The organism is Parahoeflea alexandrii, assembly GCF_024105735.1.
GTDB classification, from domain to species: domain Bacteria; phylum Pseudomonadota; class Alphaproteobacteria; order Rhizobiales; family Rhizobiaceae; genus Hoeflea; species Hoeflea alexandrii.
On the sequence record NZ_JAAAML010000001.1, the window covers coordinates 1,165,016 to 1,180,500 of the forward strand.

The 15,485-nt window shown below is 61.9% G+C and carries 15 protein-coding genes; 11 read left to right on the top strand and 4 right to left on the bottom strand.

Annotated features, from left to right (window positions below; all coding sequences use genetic code 11):
* Positions 1 to 68: 68 nt before the first annotated feature.
* The gene (locus tag GTW23_RS05315; RefSeq protein WP_252914900.1) at positions 69 to 977 is read right to left on the bottom strand and encodes a homocysteine S-methyltransferase family protein; all 909 of its coding nucleotides are present in this window, start codon (positions 975 to 977) and stop codon (positions 69 to 71) included.
* A gap of 316 nt (positions 978 to 1,293) precedes the next feature.
* Between GTW23_RS05315 and GTW23_RS05320 the strand changes: the two genes are divergently transcribed.
* On the top strand, positions 1,294 to 1,923 hold the full coding sequence (locus tag GTW23_RS05320) for an NAD(P)H-dependent oxidoreductase (protein ID WP_252915572.1): 630 nt from the start codon (positions 1,294 to 1,296) through the stop codon (positions 1,921 to 1,923).
* A gap of 57 nt (positions 1,924 to 1,980) precedes the next feature.
* On the opposite strand, the gene GTW23_RS05325 is transcribed toward GTW23_RS05320, so the two are convergent.
* A complete protein-coding gene (locus GTW23_RS05325; protein ID WP_252914901.1) occupies positions 1,981 to 2,424 on the bottom strand; it encodes an NUDIX hydrolase in 444 nt (147 codons plus the stop codon).
* Positions 2,425 to 2,462: 38 nt separating this feature from the next.
* On the opposite strand from GTW23_RS05325, the gene GTW23_RS05330 reads away from it, so the two are divergent.
* From GTW23_RS05330 to rarD, 9 genes are all read left to right on the top strand, one after another.
* Positions 2,463 to 3,257, top strand: a complete 795-nt coding sequence (locus GTW23_RS05330; RefSeq protein WP_252914902.1) for an SOS response-associated peptidase — start codon at positions 2,463 to 2,465, stop codon at positions 3,255 to 3,257.
* Positions 3,258 to 3,262: 5 nt separating this feature from the next.
* Positions 3,263 to 3,886 carry a LysE/ArgO family amino acid transporter gene (locus GTW23_RS05335; protein WP_252914903.1) on the top strand — a complete coding sequence of 208 codons (624 nt, stop codon included), beginning with the start codon at positions 3,263 to 3,265 and terminating at the stop codon, positions 3,884 to 3,886.
* Between the two features lie 195 nt (positions 3,887 to 4,081).
* Positions 4,082 to 5,539: a cysteine--tRNA ligase gene (gene cysS / locus GTW23_RS05340; protein ID WP_252914904.1), complete on the top strand. Its 1,458-nt coding sequence runs from the start codon at positions 4,082 to 4,084 to the stop codon at positions 5,537 to 5,539.
* A 215-nt stretch (positions 5,540 to 5,754) separates the two neighbouring features.
* Positions 5,755 to 6,126 (top strand): endonuclease domain-containing protein, encoded by a 372-nt coding sequence (locus tag GTW23_RS05345; protein ID WP_267661734.1) that lies wholly within the window; start codon positions 5,755 to 5,757, stop codon positions 6,124 to 6,126.
* Positions 6,119 to 6,625: a GFA family protein gene (locus tag GTW23_RS05350; protein ID WP_252914906.1), complete on the top strand. Its 507-nt coding sequence runs from the start codon at positions 6,119 to 6,121 to the stop codon at positions 6,623 to 6,625. Before GTW23_RS05345 ends, GTW23_RS05350 begins: the two co-directional genes overlap by 8 nt.
* Positions 6,622 to 7,104 carry a GFA family protein gene (locus GTW23_RS05355; RefSeq protein WP_252914908.1) on the top strand — a complete coding sequence of 161 codons (483 nt, stop codon included), beginning with the start codon at positions 6,622 to 6,624 and terminating at the stop codon, positions 7,102 to 7,104. Before GTW23_RS05350 ends, GTW23_RS05355 begins: the two co-directional genes overlap by 4 nt.
* Before the next feature lie 120 nt (positions 7,105 to 7,224).
* The gene (pip, locus tag GTW23_RS05360; RefSeq protein ID WP_152008126.1) at positions 7,225 to 8,187 is read left to right on the top strand and encodes a prolyl aminopeptidase; all 963 of its coding nucleotides are present in this window, start codon (positions 7,225 to 7,227) and stop codon (positions 8,185 to 8,187) included.
* 162 nt (positions 8,188 to 8,349) lie between these two features.
* Complete coding sequence (gene cimA / locus GTW23_RS05365; RefSeq protein ID WP_252914910.1) at positions 8,350 to 9,966, top strand: citramalate synthase; 1,617 nt, start codon at positions 8,350 to 8,352, stop codon at positions 9,964 to 9,966.
* 108 nt (positions 9,967 to 10,074) lie between these two features.
* The gene (gene rarD / locus GTW23_RS05370; RefSeq protein WP_252914912.1) at positions 10,075 to 11,022 is read left to right on the top strand and encodes an EamA family transporter RarD; all 948 of its coding nucleotides are present in this window, start codon (positions 10,075 to 10,077) and stop codon (positions 11,020 to 11,022) included.
* A 102-nt stretch (positions 11,023 to 11,124) separates the two neighbouring features.
* On the opposite strand, the gene GTW23_RS05375 is transcribed toward rarD, so the two are convergent.
* Both GTW23_RS05375 and GTW23_RS05380 read right to left on the bottom strand, forming a co-directional pair.
* Positions 11,125 to 12,084, bottom strand: coding sequence for a flagellin N-terminal helical domain-containing protein (locus GTW23_RS05375; protein WP_252914914.1), 960 nt, complete (start codon positions 12,082 to 12,084; stop codon positions 11,125 to 11,127).
* A gap of 484 nt (positions 12,085 to 12,568) precedes the next feature.
* Positions 12,569 to 13,186, bottom strand: a complete 618-nt coding sequence (locus GTW23_RS05380; RefSeq protein WP_252915573.1) for an LOG family protein — start codon at positions 13,184 to 13,186, stop codon at positions 12,569 to 12,571.
* Between the two features lie 138 nt (positions 13,187 to 13,324).
* On the opposite strand from GTW23_RS05380, the gene GTW23_RS05385 reads away from it, so the two are divergent.
* On the top strand, positions 13,325 to 15,451 hold the full coding sequence (locus tag GTW23_RS05385) for a LysM peptidoglycan-binding domain-containing protein (RefSeq protein WP_252914916.1): 2,127 nt from the start codon (positions 13,325 to 13,327) through the stop codon (positions 15,449 to 15,451).
* The last annotated feature ends 34 nt before the right edge of the window (positions 15,452 to 15,485 follow it).

Below are 15,485 nucleotides of genomic sequence, written 5' to 3' on the forward strand. Positions count from 1 at the left end.
ATGGGCGGATGATCGGCGAAAATTGGCAAACCGGCCAATCAAGCCGGCTCACATTTGCTTGAACGGCTTCAGGCCTTGAGCTCTTGCGCAAGCCGGCCGATCTGCTCCACGCCGATACCGCAACACCCGCCAACCAGGGTTGCGCCGGCTTCGGTCCAATTCCGGGCAAAGCCGAGATAGCCATCGCCGTCGAGCTCTGCCCGCATGCCGCTCAAACCGTCATTTGCCTTCTTCTCGTCCGTCTCCTCGTCGAACGCATTGGCGTAAACGCCGATCCTGGGGCTGACGTCGAGATTGCTGAAAATCGATGCGGCTGTCCGGATCGCCGGTTCCATGACCTCGGGCTTGGAGCAATTGAACAGGAGTGCCTGGATGCCGTTCGCTGCAGCCCAGCGGGCCGCCTCGGCCACGGTCTCGCCAGAGCGCAAGGCCGGTTCGGCGCCGGTCGCACCGGGTTTGTCATCGAGGGTGAAGGATACCCACACGGGCTTGCCGTTGGCCTTGACCGCCTTTGTCACCGCCTCGGCTTCGGCAATCAGGCTCAGGGTTTCGGCGAGCCAGACATCGACGTGGGGTTCAAGGTTTTCCACGAGAACCTGCAAATAGTCCTGCACGCGCGCCGGATTGAAATTCTGAGGTTCGTATGAGCCGAAAATCGGCGGCAGGGAGCCGCAAACCAGCACCTTGCGGCCTTCGGCCGCGTCGGCCGCTTCCCGCGCCAGCTGTCCCGACAGGGCAATCAAGGAGGCCCCATCGGCCCGAAACCGGTCCTCGCCGATGTGGAAGGGGACCAGTGCGTAGCTGTTGGTGGTGATCGCGTCGGCACCGGCCGCGATGAACTCGGCATGCACCTGGCGCACGATTTGAGGGCTTTCCATCAGCGCCAGCGCCGACCATTCCGGCTGTACGAGACGGGCGCCGAGCCGCATCAGTTCGCGGCTCATGCCGCCATCGAGGATCATCATTTCCGGGTGCATTCCGCAATCCTTTTACAACGAGAAGCAGGGACGGTTGCCGCTCATGGTCGCGCTGTTTTTCAGACGCCAAATTGTTTCCTTCTCCGAGCCCGAGTCGTCCTGAAAGGTCAATGTTCCGGCTGTTCAAACTCCCGGATTGGGTCCGTGTGAACGCCGGTCGCGGCGGGGTGGTATGCAAAATGTGCCTACTTGCAGCAATTTCTCTGATGCATATTTGGGCCGGGCACTTCGCCGAGAACTGCGCCACGGTGGATCCTCCCATTATCGCCGGACGCAGGGACGACGAGACCAATCACTGTCTGAAAGGCCCTTGGAAATGCTGCTCGAAAAACTCAACTGGCGCTATGCCACCAAGAAAATGAACCCTGAGGAGAAGGTTCCCGAAGAAAAGCTCCAGAAAATCCTGGAAGCCGCGCGGCTTGCGCCCACCTCGAGCGGCTTGCAGCCGTTCGAGATCATCGTCGTGACCGACCCGGAGGTCCGCGCGAAGATCCGCGAAGTCGCCTGGGATCAGGCGCAGATCACCGACGGCTCCCATCTGCTGGTTTTCGCCGCCTGGGACAACTACACCGAGGACCGGATCAACGCGATGTTCGACCTGGTCAACGAGGAACGCGGTTTCACCAATGAGGGCTGGGAAGCCTACCGGCAGAAACTGCTGAGCGGCTATGTTCCGCGCGAGGCGGATGTCAATTACCAGCACGCTGCGCGCCAGGCCTATATTGGCATGGGCATTGCACTGACGGCCGCGGCCTTCGAGGAAGTCGACGCGACGCCGATGGAAGGCTTCGATCCTGAGAAAGTGGATGAGATCCTCGGGCTGAAGGCACGAGGCTTGCGCTCGGTGACACTTGTGCCGCTGGGCTACCGTGACAGCGAGGGCGACTGGCTGGTCAAGCTGAAGAAGGTGCGGCGCCCGAGAGAAGAGTTCGTGAGCTTCGTGTAAATGCAAGAACGCCGCGCTTCGGTTTCGAGGCGCGGCACACTGCGCCGTCCGGTGATCTCACACCGCCGGGCGCTTGCCCTCAAGCATGTCCATGCAGTCGACCATGCTTTGCGGCACCGGCAGGCCACGGATTTCTTCCGGCGTGAACCAGCCGACCTGCCTGGCATCATCCATTGCTACCGGGTCTCCGCCAGTATCTTCGGCAAGGAAGACCGTCAGAAAAAAATGCGACTTGCTGTGTTCTCCCGGGGCATCGGAGCCGAGGTCGAAAGTGGCGAAGGGGCGGGGATTGATCGCTTTCAGGCCGGTCTCTTCGGCGAGTTCGCGCAGGGCCGCGTGTTCGAGTGTCTCGTCCGGATCGACCCTGCCGCCGGGGAAGGCATAGAGATTTTGCGCCGGCGGGTTGGCGCGCAGCACCAGCAGGAACCTGCCATCGCGTTCGAGCGCCACCGAGACGGCAAGGGCTGCTTTCGGGCCGGCCTTGCCGGACTTTATGCTCATTGCTTGACCCTGTTCCTGTCCTCAGTCATGGATTGGCAATGTGTGGACGTTTTTCACTTACGGCAACCCCCCAGGAGGTGCAGGAGCTGTTCGGGCTCGAGGAGATCGAGGATTTCCCGCCGCGCTACAATATCGCGCCGACCCAGCCGATCCTGATCATTGCCGGCGACAGGCGCCGCGAGGAGGGCGACAACCGCACCGACCGCCGCGCGCTTTTGGCGCGCTGGGGGTTCCTGCCGGGATGGGTCAAGGATCCGGCCGATCTTCCGCTGCTGATCAATGCGCGCTCGGAGACGGCGGCTGAAAAGGCCTCGTTCCGCGCCGCCATGCGGCACCGGCGAATCCTCGTTGCCGCCTCGGGTTTTTACGAGTGGCGGCGGCCGCCGAAGGGCTCGAAGGAAAAATCGGTGGCCTACTGGATCAGGCCCAGAGCTGGCGGCATCGTTGCCTTTGGCGGGCTGATGGAAACCTACATGAGCGCCGATGGGGCGGAAATGGACACCGCCGCCATCCTGACGGTCGGTCCCAATCGCGAGGTTGCGCCGATCCATGACCGGATGCCGGTGGTGATTGCGCCCGAGGATTTCAGCCGCTGGCTTGACTGCCTCAACCAGGAGCCGCGGCATGTGGCCGACCTGATGCAGCCGGCGCCGGATGATTGTTTCGAGGCGATCCGTGTTTCCGATCTCGTCAACAAGGTTGCCAATAGCGGGCCGGAGGTGCAGAAGCCTGCGACCGACGCCGAACCCGCCGTTGCGCCGGCAAAACCGGTGAAACGGCCGGTGAAGCCCAAGACTGCCGATACGGATTCCGACCAGATGAAACTGTTCTAGGCCCCATGTCTCCATTCGTCGCCCCTGCCATCGCCGGTCTGCTACTCGGCGGCTCGCTGATCATCGCCATCGGCGCCCAGAACGCCTTCATCCTGCGCCAGGGCCTGCTCAGACAACACGTGTTCATCCTGTGCCTGATCTGCGCGCTGTCGGATGCACTGCTGATCGGGCTCGGTGTGGCGGGGCTCGGCGCGATCATTGCCGGGTCCGGGCTGCTGATCGCGCTGGTGACGCTTGGCGGCGCGGCATTCCTCGCGGTCTATGCCTTCCTGGCGCTCAGGCGGGCGATCTCGCCATCGACACTGGAGGCTGCGAAAACAGGACCGGGTTCGCTGAAGGCTGCGGTGCTGACCTGCCTCGCCTTCACTTTCCTCAATCCGCATGTCTATCTCGATACGGTGTTGCTGGTCGGCGGGCTGAGCGGCCGCTACGAGGGCACCGCGCGGCTGGCGTTCGCGATCGGTGCGATGTCGGCATCGTTCATCTGGTTCTTCGGGCTTGGTTATGGTGCGCGGGTGCTCGAACCGCTGTTTGCCAAACCGTCTGCATGGCGCGTGCTCGACGGACTGATTGCGCTGGTGATGGCGGCCTTGTCGGTGTCGCTGCTGGTGCGGTTCTTCACCGGCTGAAAGCCGCTTGCCCGGATCTTGACCGGGCGGATGCAATCGGGGATAAGAACAGCATGAAAACGGCACACGGCGCACGCGCCACCTGCATCTGCGGCATCATTATTCGCTAGCTCACCGCTGGCTCGGCCGTTTTCGTCTTCTTTCACCAAACAGGACAAACGACCCGGGCCCGGGGGCCGGCATCGGGGAGTTGACATGACCGAGCTCAAGTTCTGGAACACGCTGACGCGCGCCAAGGAAGAGTTCCAGCCAATCGATAAGAACAATGTCCGGATGTATGTCTGCGGACCGACGGTCTATGACTTTGCCCATATCGGCAATGCACGGCCGGTGATCGTGTTTGACGTGCTGTTCCGGCTCTTGCGCCATGTCTACGGCGCGGATCACGTCACCTATGTGCGCAACATCACCGACGTCGACGACAAGATCAACGCCCGGGCGTTGAGGGATTATCCCGATCTGCCGCTCAATGAGGCGATTGCCAAGGTCACGGCGAAGACCGCCGACCGGTTTCACAAGGATGCGGCAGCACTCGGCAGCCTAGAACCGACGCATGAGCCCCGCGCCACCGCCCATATCGACGGCATGGTGAAAATGATCCAGCGGCTCATCGACAAGGGCAACGCCTATGTCACCTCCGGCCGCGAGGGCCGCGAAGTGCTGTTTGCGGTCGGCTCGATGCCCGATTACGGCAAGCTGTCGAACCGCAAGCTCGAAGACCAGCAGGCCGGCGCCCGCATCGCGGTGGAAGACCACAAGCGCAATCCGGCTGATTTCGTGCTGTGGAAGGAATCGGCCGCCGACGAGCCCGGCTGGGACGGGAGTTTCACCGAGGGCGGCGAGAGCATCACCATCCATGGCCGCCCCGGCTGGCACATCGAATGCTCGGTGATGAGCGAGCATCATCTGGGTGAGACCTTCGACATCCACGGCGGCGGGCTCGACCTGATCTTTCCGCATCACGAAAACGAGATCGCCCAGTCCTGCTGCGCCCATGGCAATGACCGGATGGCGAACCTGTGGATGCACAATGGCTTTCTGCAGGTCGAGGGCAAGAAGATGTCAAAATCCGACGGCAACTTCGTCACCATCGCTGAGCTCTTGGAAACCGAAAAATTCGGCGGCCGCAAATGGCCGGGCGAGGTGCTGCGGCTTGCGATGCTGATGACGCATTACCGAGAGCCGATCGATTTCAGCGTGAAGCGGCTCGAGGAGGCGGAGGGGATCTACAATCGCTGGGCCGATCTCGCTCTGGGCACAGACACTTCAGGCTATAGCCCGAAGCTTCCGGAAGGGTTTCCACTGTTGGACGATCTCAACACACCGTTGGTCATCAATCAATTGCAAGGACTGTATAAGGAGGCCAAGGCTGGGGATGCGAGCGCCCGCATTGCTTTTCGGTTGGGGTTGGATTTGCTTGGGTTCGATGAAATCGAATATGCTTCCAAGGCGTTGCTTGGCTTTGGCCTGACTGAGGAACAGCAATCAAGAATCGAAGCTTTGCGTGACGAGCGACTCGAGCTCCTCAAGGCCAAGAACTGGGCCGAAGCCGACCGGATCCGTGATGAGTTGCTGGAGCAGGGCATCCAGCTCAAGGACGGCAAGAATCCGGAGACTGGTGAGCGGGTGACGACATGGGAGGTCCGGCGGTGAGTTCGAGCTTGGGCAAGGACCCCTCCCCAACCCCTCCCCACAAGGGGGAGGGGCTCGGCTCCGTGAGTTTGGCGCCTGCCGAACCATCCATCAACACTGCAAAGAGGGGATTATTTGATGGGATGGTGCGGCTTGGTAGCCCCTCCCCCTTGTGGGGAGGGGTTGGGGAGGGGTCTTTTGTATCCCCGAATTTGATGTCGCGGGGTACCTGAACGATGCCTCACTCCAACATCACGCCTCAGACCCGGGACAGGGCAAGGAAGCTCCGCACTGAACTGACGCGCGCGGAGGCGCAGATGTGGAACCTGCTGCGCGATTTCCGGCCGCGGGGTGCGCGGTTCCGACGCGAGACGCCGATTGGTCCCTACATCGCGGATTTTGCCTGGCTGTCGAAGAAGATCGTCATTGAGGTGGATGGTGACAGTCACGAGACCGAACAGGGCCGGACCCATGACAAGGCTCGAGATGCATGGATGAGGCAACAGGGCTATACCGTTTTGCGGTTTGACAATGCCGACCTCATTGATGCGGAAGATCATGTCTATCTCGAAATCGAAAAGACCATTGGCGGGTATCTCCATGACTGAGCCGCTCAAACACCAAACCACCCACTCCGGCGGCTGCCAATGCGGTGCGGTTCGCTACCGCATCGATGGGGATCTCGAATACCCGCATCTGTGCCATTGCCGGATGTGCCAGAAGGCTGCCGGAAACTATTTCATGCCGCTCGGCTTCGCGCCGGAGAAGATGCTTGAGATCACCCGCGGGGAGCCGGGGTGGTTCCGGTCGTCCGATCCGGTCCGGCGCGGGTTCTGCCGGGACTGCGGCACGCCGTTGTTCTTCGATACGCTGCAATCGGACGGGATAGCGGTGACGCTTGGCAGTCTCGACGATCCTGCGGCGTTTCCACCGGTGGCCAATGACGGCATGGAAACGCGAGTGCCGTTTCATGCGCTTCTTGACGGGCTGCCGGCAAAGAGCGTCGATCGTAACGATCTGCCCGGCGGGCTCGAAAGCATTGCCTCAACCAATCATCAGCATCCCGATCATGACACAAGTGTCTGGCCGGCGGAGGGAAAGCCATGAGCATGGATATCCATTCCGGCGGCTGCCAGTGCGGCGCGGTGCGGTTCCGGCTGACGGGCGCGCCCGGCACCTCGTCGGTGTGCTATTGCCGGATGTGCCAGAAGGCCTCGGCAAGCCACGCGCTGGCGCTTGTCTCGGTCGGCGATGCTGACTTCGAATGGACGCGGGGACAGCCGTCCTGGTTCCAGAGCTCGAATGCGGCGCGGCGCGGGTTCTGCGACAAGTGCGGAACGCCGCTCGCCTATGATGCACCCGACGGCCTGGCGCTGTCGGTGCTGGCGTTTGACGATCCCGACAGGGTGGCGCCAACCATCGCCTATGGCACCGAGGCCAAGCGGATCTGGTGCGACGGCATTCCGGGGCTGCCCGAGCGGCACACGCTGGAGGATGCCGAGGCGGTGGCGTTTCTGAGAACGCTGACATCCTTCCAGCATCCGGACCACGACACCGAAGCCTGGCCGCCGGAGGATCGGGCATGAGCGAGCGCAAGCCGGGAACGGAGATGCCGAAATGGCTGCTTTACGGCCTGATCGGCAAGGGCGTACTGGTGGCCGTGGTGACGGTGGCCGTCGTGGTCTGGGTCAGTTGGGGGTGAGAGCATGAGTGAACCGCGCGGGTTGTACCCCGAGATCGAACCGTTCGAGACCGGCTTTCTCGACACCGGCGATGGGCACCGGATCTACTGGGAGCGGGTCGGCACCCGCGGCGGCAAACCGGCGGTGTTCCTGCATGGCGGGCCCGGTGGAGGCTTTGGCCCCGTTCACCGGCGGCTGTTCGATCCGGCGCTCTACGACGTTATCCTGTTCGACCAGCGCGGCTGCGGCCGCTCGACGCCATTTGCCTCGCTCGACAACAACACCACCTGGGATCTGGTCGCCGACATCGAGCGGCTGCGGCAGATGGCCGGGTTCGACAAATGGCTGGTCTTCGGTGGCTCCTGGGGATCTACCTTGGCGCTGGCCTATGCCGAGACGCATCCGGAACGGGTGAGCGAACTGGTGCTGCGCGGCATCTATACGCTGACCAAGGCCGAGCTTGACTGGTACTACCAGTTCGGTGTCTCGGAAATGTTTCCCGACAAGTGGGAGCGGTTCCTGGCGCCGATCCCCGTGGCCGAACGGGGCGACCTGATGGCGGCCTATCGCAAGCGGCTGGTGGGCAATGACCGTGACGCGCAGATTGCCGCCGCCAAGGCGTGGAGCGGCTGGGAAGGCGAGACCATCACGCTGCTGCCTGAACCCTCGACCAGCGACAAGTTCCACGAGGACCAGTTCGCGCTGGCCTTTGCCCGGATCGAGAACCATTTCTTCGTCCATGCCGGCTGGCTCGAGGAAGGGCAATTGCTGCGCGATTCGGGACGGCTCTCAGACATCGACGGCGTCATCGTGCACGGGCGCTACGACATGCCATGCCCGGCGCGCATCGCCTGGCAATTGCACAAGGCCTGGCCGCGGGCCGATTTCCACCTGATCGAGGGCGCGGGGCACGCCTTTTCCGAGCCTGGGATTCTCGACCAACTGGTTCGGGCTACCGACAGGTTTGCGGGGAAGGCCGATGCTTGAGTACCTGCGTCACACCCCCCTCTGTCGGCTGCGCCGACATCTCCCCCGCAAAGGGGTAGAATGGACCCTGCAAAATCTCGGCGTCCGATCTCCCCCCTTGCGGGGGAGATGTCACGAAGTGACAGAGGGGGGTGTTCGCCCCGTCAATACCGGAATGAAATCATGACAAAGCAACGTATCTACCTGTTCGACACAACGCTGCGCGATGGTCAGCAGACGCCAGGCATCGATTTTTCCGTCGAGGACAAGATCGCCATCGCGAAGATGCTCGACGAGTTCGGCATCGATTATGTCGAGGGCGGCTATCCCGGCGCCAATCCGACCGATACCGCGTTCTTCTCGAAAAAGCGGACGGAGAAGGCGTCGTTCGTGGCCTTCGGCATGACCAAGCGGGCAGGCGTCTCTGCATCGAATGACCCCGGGCTCGCCGGCCTGATCCAGGCTGAAAGCGATGTGGTGTGCCTCGTCGCCAAGAGCTGGGACTACCATGTGAAAGTGGCGCTCGGCTGCTCCAACGACGAAAATCTCGAGTCTATTTCGGGTTCGGTGAAAGCCGTTGCCGATGCCGGCAAGGAGGCGATGGTCGATTGCGAGCATTTCTTCGACGGCTACAAGGCCAATCCCGCCTATGCCATCGCCTGCGCCAGGGCGGCTTATGACGCCGGGGCGCGCTGGATCGTGCTGTGCGACACCAATGGCGGCACCCAGCCTTCGGAAATCCGCGACATCATCGGCGCGCTGATCGCGTCGGGTATCCCCGGCGACCGGCTTGGCATCCATGCCCACAACGATACCGGCCAGGCGGTGGCCAATTCGCTCGCCGCGGTGGAAGCAGGCGTGCGGCAGATCCAGGGCACGCTCAACGGCATCGGCGAGCGCTGCGGCAATGCCAACCTGGTGACGCTGATCCCGACGCTGATGCTCAAACCGGCGTTCGCCGACCGGTTCGAGACGGGCATCGTGCCGGAGAAACTGGCTGAGCTGACCGCACTGAGCCACGGCTTCGACGAGTTGCTCAACCGCTCGCCTTCGACGCAATCGCCCTATGTCGGCGCTTCGGCATTCGCCACCAAGGCCGGCATTCATGCCTCGGCGCTGCTCAAGGATCCGCGCACCTACGAACATGTGCCGCCCGAAAGCGTCGGCAATTTCCGCAAGGTGATGGTCTCCGACCAGGGTGGAAAATCCAATTTCATCAACGCGCTGAAGCGCCGCGGCATCGCGGTCGGCAAGGATGATCCGAAGCTCGACAAGCTGATCGGCATCGTCAAGGAGCGCGAGGCCACCGGATACGCCTATGAAGGTGCGGATGCGAGCTTCGAACTTCTGGCGCACCGGATGCTCGGCCGGGTTCCGGAGTTCTTCTCGGTGACCAGTTTCCGGGTGATGGTGGAACGCCGCTTCGATGCGATGGGTCGGATACGAACGGTATCTGAAGCCGTGGTCAAGCTCTCGGTCGACGGGGTCGAGATGATGTCGGTGGCCGAGGGTCATGGTCCGGTCAACGCGCTCGACATCGCGCTCAGGAAGGATCTCGGCGTCTACCAGTCGGAGATCGCCGATCTCGAACTGGTCGACTACAAGGTGCGCATCCTCAATGGCGGCACCGAGGCGATCACAAGGGTGCTGATCGAATCGGCCGATGGCGAAGGCGGACGCTGGTGGACGGTGGGCGTGTCGGACAACATCATCGACGCCTCGTTCCAGGCGCTGATGGATTCCATCGTCTTCAAGCTGATGAAGAACCGCGACATGGCGGGCAGGGTGGCGGCGGAGTAGGGTTGCGTCGCGGCGGCGGCATGCATTGTTCATCGGAATGAATTTGTGCATTCACGCTGCTTGCCATATGCGTCGAGCCTCGCAACCAGCAAGAGAACGGGACAGACAATGGCGACCAGAAAGGCTCCGGCGGCCTATGATGAAGACACGCCGCGCGGCTTCGCCTTTGCGCTCGTGGCCTATCTGTTGTGGGGCTTCCTGCCTTTCTACATGAAGGCTGTCAGCCACATTCCCGCGGTCGAGGTGGTGGCGCACCGGGTGGTCTGGTCGGTGCCGATCGCCGCGGTGGTGCTGATCCTGCTTGGCCGGACCCAGGATATCCGGGCCGCCTTCCGGTCGCCGCGGACAATGGGCATGGCGCTGATCACGGCGGGCCTGATCACCGTCAACTGGAGTATCTATGTCTGGTCGATCGCTGCCGGCCGGGCAATCGAGACGGCACTCGGTTACTACATCAATCCGCTGTTCTCGATCTTTCTGGGCGCGATCCTTTTGAGGGAAAGTCTCGACGGGCGCCAGAAGGCCGCGATCGCGCTTGCAGTGGCGGCGGTTGGCATTCTGGCATGGGAATCGGGCGGGGTGCCCTGGGTGTCTGTCGGGCTGGCGCTGTCCTGGGGCTTTTACGCATTCTTCAAGAAGTCGCTGCCGGTCGGCCCGAACCAGGGGTTCTTTCTCGAGGTCCTGATCCTAACCGTGCCCGCGCTTGGCTTCATCATCTATACGGAAATCAATGGCACCGGCCATTTCGGCGACACCGGGCCGGCGGACATGCTGCTTCTCATGGGCTGCGGCGTTGTCACCGCGGTGCCGCTGATGATCTACGCCAACGGCGCCAAGCTTCTCAGGCTCTCGACCATCGGCATCATGCAGTATATCGCCCCGACGATGATCTTCTTCATCGCGGTATTCGCCTTCAAGGAGCCCTTCGGACCTTACAAGCTGGCAGCCTTCGTGCTGATCTGGATTGCATTGGCAATCTATACGTCATCGCTTTTGCGCAGCCGGCGGGCGCGGCAGGCTGCAGCCGCCGCAACGGCTGTCAATCCGCCTGGCTGAAGCGTTGAGGCGGGCCGCGAGGTCTATCGGTCCTTCCCAACGAAAAACCGCGCTCCGGTGGAGCGCGGTCCATGTTCATTCTCTCTGCGGCCGGGTGCTGGCTCAGTTGAACAGCTGAATGATTGCCTGCGAGCTGGAGTTGGCAATCGACAGCGACTGAATGCCGAGTTGCTGCTGGGTCTGCAGCGCCTTGAGACGAGAGGATTCGTCGTTCATGTCCGCATCCACCAGCCTGCCGATACCGGTGCTGATGGAATCCACCAGGTCCTCGACGAACTTCGTCTGCATCTCGATGCGGCTCTTGATGGCGCCGAGATTTGAAGAGGCATCGGTCAGCTCGAAAAGCGCGTCGTCGGTCGCCTGGACCTGTAGCAGCAACTCGTCCCGGGTCATCGTCGTCAGGTCAAAGTCGATGACGCCGGCTGTGGTGTTGCCAGTCACAGTTGCGCCGGCGGAATTGGTGTAGCTGACCCCGACCTTGATGACCGAGAGGTAACCGTTGCCGCTGGTGGCGACGGGTCCGCCGAACCCGAGCTTGATCAGTGAGGTGTACTCGGTGTCGATGTCCAGGGTGGTCACGCTGACATTGCCCGAGGCATCGCGGTTGAACGAGCCGACGATCGATTTTATGCCGGGGCTGCTTTGGCCGAATTCGTGATAGAGCCAGTTTTCGCCGGCAAAACTGGCGGACTTGGCAATCGAGATGATCTGCTCCTGCATCTCGTTGATGTCGAGCTGGATCTTGTTCTTGTCGACGCCGGGCTGGAGAGCGGCGAGCATCTTCGACTTGATCTGGTCGACGATGTCGATCGCCGATTCCATGGCGGTATAGGTGACGTCGACCATGGCGCCGCCGAGGCCAAGGGCGTCCGTCACCGTCTCCAAGGCCTTCCTGTCGGACCGCATCGTGGTTGCGATCGACCAATAGGCAGAGTTGTCGGCAGCACTGGCGACACGATAGCCTGTGGCGACGCGGTTCTGGGTGGTTTCCATGTCATTGTTGATGCCACGCAAGGTGGAAAGCGCGGCAATGGCCGCGGTGTTGGTCATGATACTCGTCATTGTCAAAATTCACTTGTTTTAAAAAAAAGGCTGTCGGCTCAACCGACTGGAATCCATGACCGCCGGGCGTTAAGAGGAGGCGGGACCATGATCGGCATCATGCCTGTTCAGTATCTGAAAGCGGGCCGGACCCGAAAACCGGACCGGTCCGAGAATGCTGTCTTCGTGTTCCGCTTGTGATGAGAGGCGGGACACAGAGAAATCTTGTGAATCCGTCAGGTCGTTCCGGACCCTCGCATGTCGATAAATGGCTGTGTGTAAAGTCTTCGGTCATCGGGCCGGACTTCTGTCCGGAACCGGGAAATAGATTTTGCCGGGGCCGGTCATGGCTCAGCGCTTTTGCAGAAGAGCAGGGCTGATGTCGCCTGTTCTGTGAGACCATAGTGGCGCCAGTTGCGTTAAAAAAGATCTAACGCAGGCCCGGGGAAAGGCCGGAAAAGACAAATTTTGCCGAAAAGGATGTCGCTGTAAGTTGCTGATTATGTTATAATTTAGCGATCACTTCGGCATCTTGCCCGTTGGCGGTCAAGGCCGCCGCAGACAGGATGGCCGGGACGATCTCCTTGACCCGGTCGATGACCAGTGGCCGAACCAGATGGGCGGTGTGAATGAAGCCCTGAGAGCTCATGTGTCCGATCAGGGCATTGAGCGGATCCCAGAAACCGCCGATATTGGCGAATACCATCGGTTTGGTGTGACGGCCCAGTTGCGCCCATGTCATGATCTCGATGATTTCCTCAAGCGTGCCGATGCCGCCCGGCAGCGTGACGAAAGCGTCCGAGCGATCGAACATCATGTGCTTGCGCTCATGCATGTCGCTGGTCACGTGCAGCTCGGTCAGGTTGCTCAATTCCTGCCGCGAGGCTTCCTTGTCCATGAGGAATTCGGGGATGATCCCGATCGCTTTGCCGCCATTGCTCATCACCGCATCGGCAACGGCCCCCATAAGGCCCTTGGTGCCGCCGCCATAGACCAGGTCGATGCCGTTTTCCGCCATTGCCTGGCCGAGATTGCGGGCGGCTTCCCGGTAGGATGGATCAATGCCTGGCTGGGAGCCGCAATAGACGCAGATGGAAGAGATACGCGACGGGTTTGTGCTCATGGGTGCACTGAACATCGGCCCGATACCCTGGTCAAGGCCGGGCTGGTGGCTCGAACCGCTTTTTCTTGTGCCATGTACCCAAAGCATATAGGTTTTCGGCCGTCATACGCAGTTTTTGCCGTATTCACGGAGCAGACAATGAACAAGAATAATGCCGGTTTCTGGGCGTTCCTCGGTGTCGCGGCCGCGATTGTCATCGGCGCTTTTTTTCTAGCACCCAACTTTTTGAAAAATAATGCAGAAACTGCTTCGGACAGCACACCGAAGAGCAACATGGTCGATGCCACGGCGCCGGCAGAGGATGCGCCGGCCGGCAACCAGGGCCTGCCCGTGGATGGTGCAGGCACCGAATCGGGGCCGGCAGCGGGGTCGGAGCCTGCGGAAGTGGCCGATGGCTGGATCATGCCAAGCTTCGATATCCTGCGTGTCGAACCTGATGGGTCCACCGTGATCGCCGGCAAGGCAGAGCCTGGCACCACGCTCGACATCATGAATGGCGATGCGGTGATTGCCTCGACACAGGTTGGTCCCAGCGGTGATTTCGCTGTCATTCTCGATACCCCGCTTTCGGCCGGGGACTACCAGCTGACCCTGCGGATCACCGGAGAAGACGGCGAGATGCGGCAGTCCGAGGAAGTCGCCACGGTCTCCATTCCAGAAAGCGCCGGTGGCGAATTGCTGGCCATGGTCAGCAAACCGGGCAAGGCAAGCCGGATCATCGCGCAGCCCATGGCTCCCGCCGGTCAGGCCGCCGACACAGCGCCGGTTGCTGCAGCAACCCCTGACACTGATGGGGCCAGCACGAACACGGATCCGACCGATCAGGAAGCGACCGACGTTGCCACCGCGCCTGCGGAGCAGGTATCCGGCGATGAGACCGCTAGCGCCCAACCGGTGGCAGATGCTGCCGGCGATACGCAGTCAGATGCTTCCGGCACGGCCCAGTCTGACGCAGCAGCGGGGCAGGCGGCGGAAGTTGCCGTGGCTGGGGCGAGCGAAAGAACTGAGACCCCGGCGCTGCCCGATGCGGCTTCACTGCTGACCACATCAGCGCCAGAAATAGCGGGCGTCCAGAATATGCCGGCAACCGGCGATTCCGCGACCTCTTCGGATGGTCAGCCTGCCGCCGAGGAGGTTGCCATGGCATCGCCCGAGGCGTCCGCAGATGCGGCTCAACCCGACCTTCCGGCCGGTACCACGGTGCGGGTCGATGCCGTTGAAATCGAGGGTGACCGGATTTTCATCGCCGGTTCGGCCACACCCGGATACACCGTCCAGGTCTCCGCAGACGGGGTCGTCATCGGCTCCGACAAGGTGGACGAGACCGGACGATTCATCGTCGAGGCCATAAGCGAGCTTTCGGTTGGCGATCATATCATCAGTGCCGACCTGATGGACGCGAGCGGCAGCGATGTGCTCTTGCGGGCCACCGTGCCGTTCAACCGTCCCGAGGGCGAGGCGCTTGCGGCGGTTGCGCCGGCGGAACCCGTGGCCGATGCCCCCGTTGCCACCGAGGCCGATCCCGTCGACGAAACCCCCGCAGCGACACAGGAAGCTGATGCTGCCGGCACAGGCGAACTGATCCTGCCTGATATCGCCAGCCTGTCGAAAATGCGCGAAGACGCTTTCCAGGCGCTGTCAGATCTCAAGAACATGGTGTCGGCTGCTGACGCGCCTGAGTCTGGTCGGGTTGCCGAGGCTCTGGACCAGGCCGTCGCAAAACTCAAGAGCGCGGCCTCTGCGGATCTGCCTGAAGGAAGCGGCAGCGACGCGATGGCCATCGCCCGCTCAATGCGGATCCAGGCGGAGTCGGCGCTTGCAGTGCTGGTGCCGAATGCTGACGGAGGTGCCAGTGCCGCCGGTGCAATGATTGACACCGGGGACCTGTCCGCGATGAGTGAAATCCTCACCCGTGCCGAGACGGTACTCGCAGAACCGGCAGACATGTCCGTTGCGGCGGATGCTGCAACCGAGCAGGTCGCGGAAGCGGCCGTGCAGACCGGTGAACCCAAGACCATCCTGCAGGCGCCACTGGCCTCCACCCCGGGTGCGGTCATCATCCGCCGTGGCGACACGTTGTGGCAGATTTCCCGGCGGACCTATGGCGAGGGTGTTCGGTACACCACCATCTATGTCGCCAACCGGTCGCAGATCCAGGATCCGAACCGGATCAAGCCCGGTCAGGTCTTCTCCGTGCCTGAGAACCCGCTGGACAACGCGGAGGAGATGCACAAGCAGCTGCTCGACGGGAATAAAAACCTGTAGGCCGCTTGACCCTTCAGCCTTCATCGTATATCGC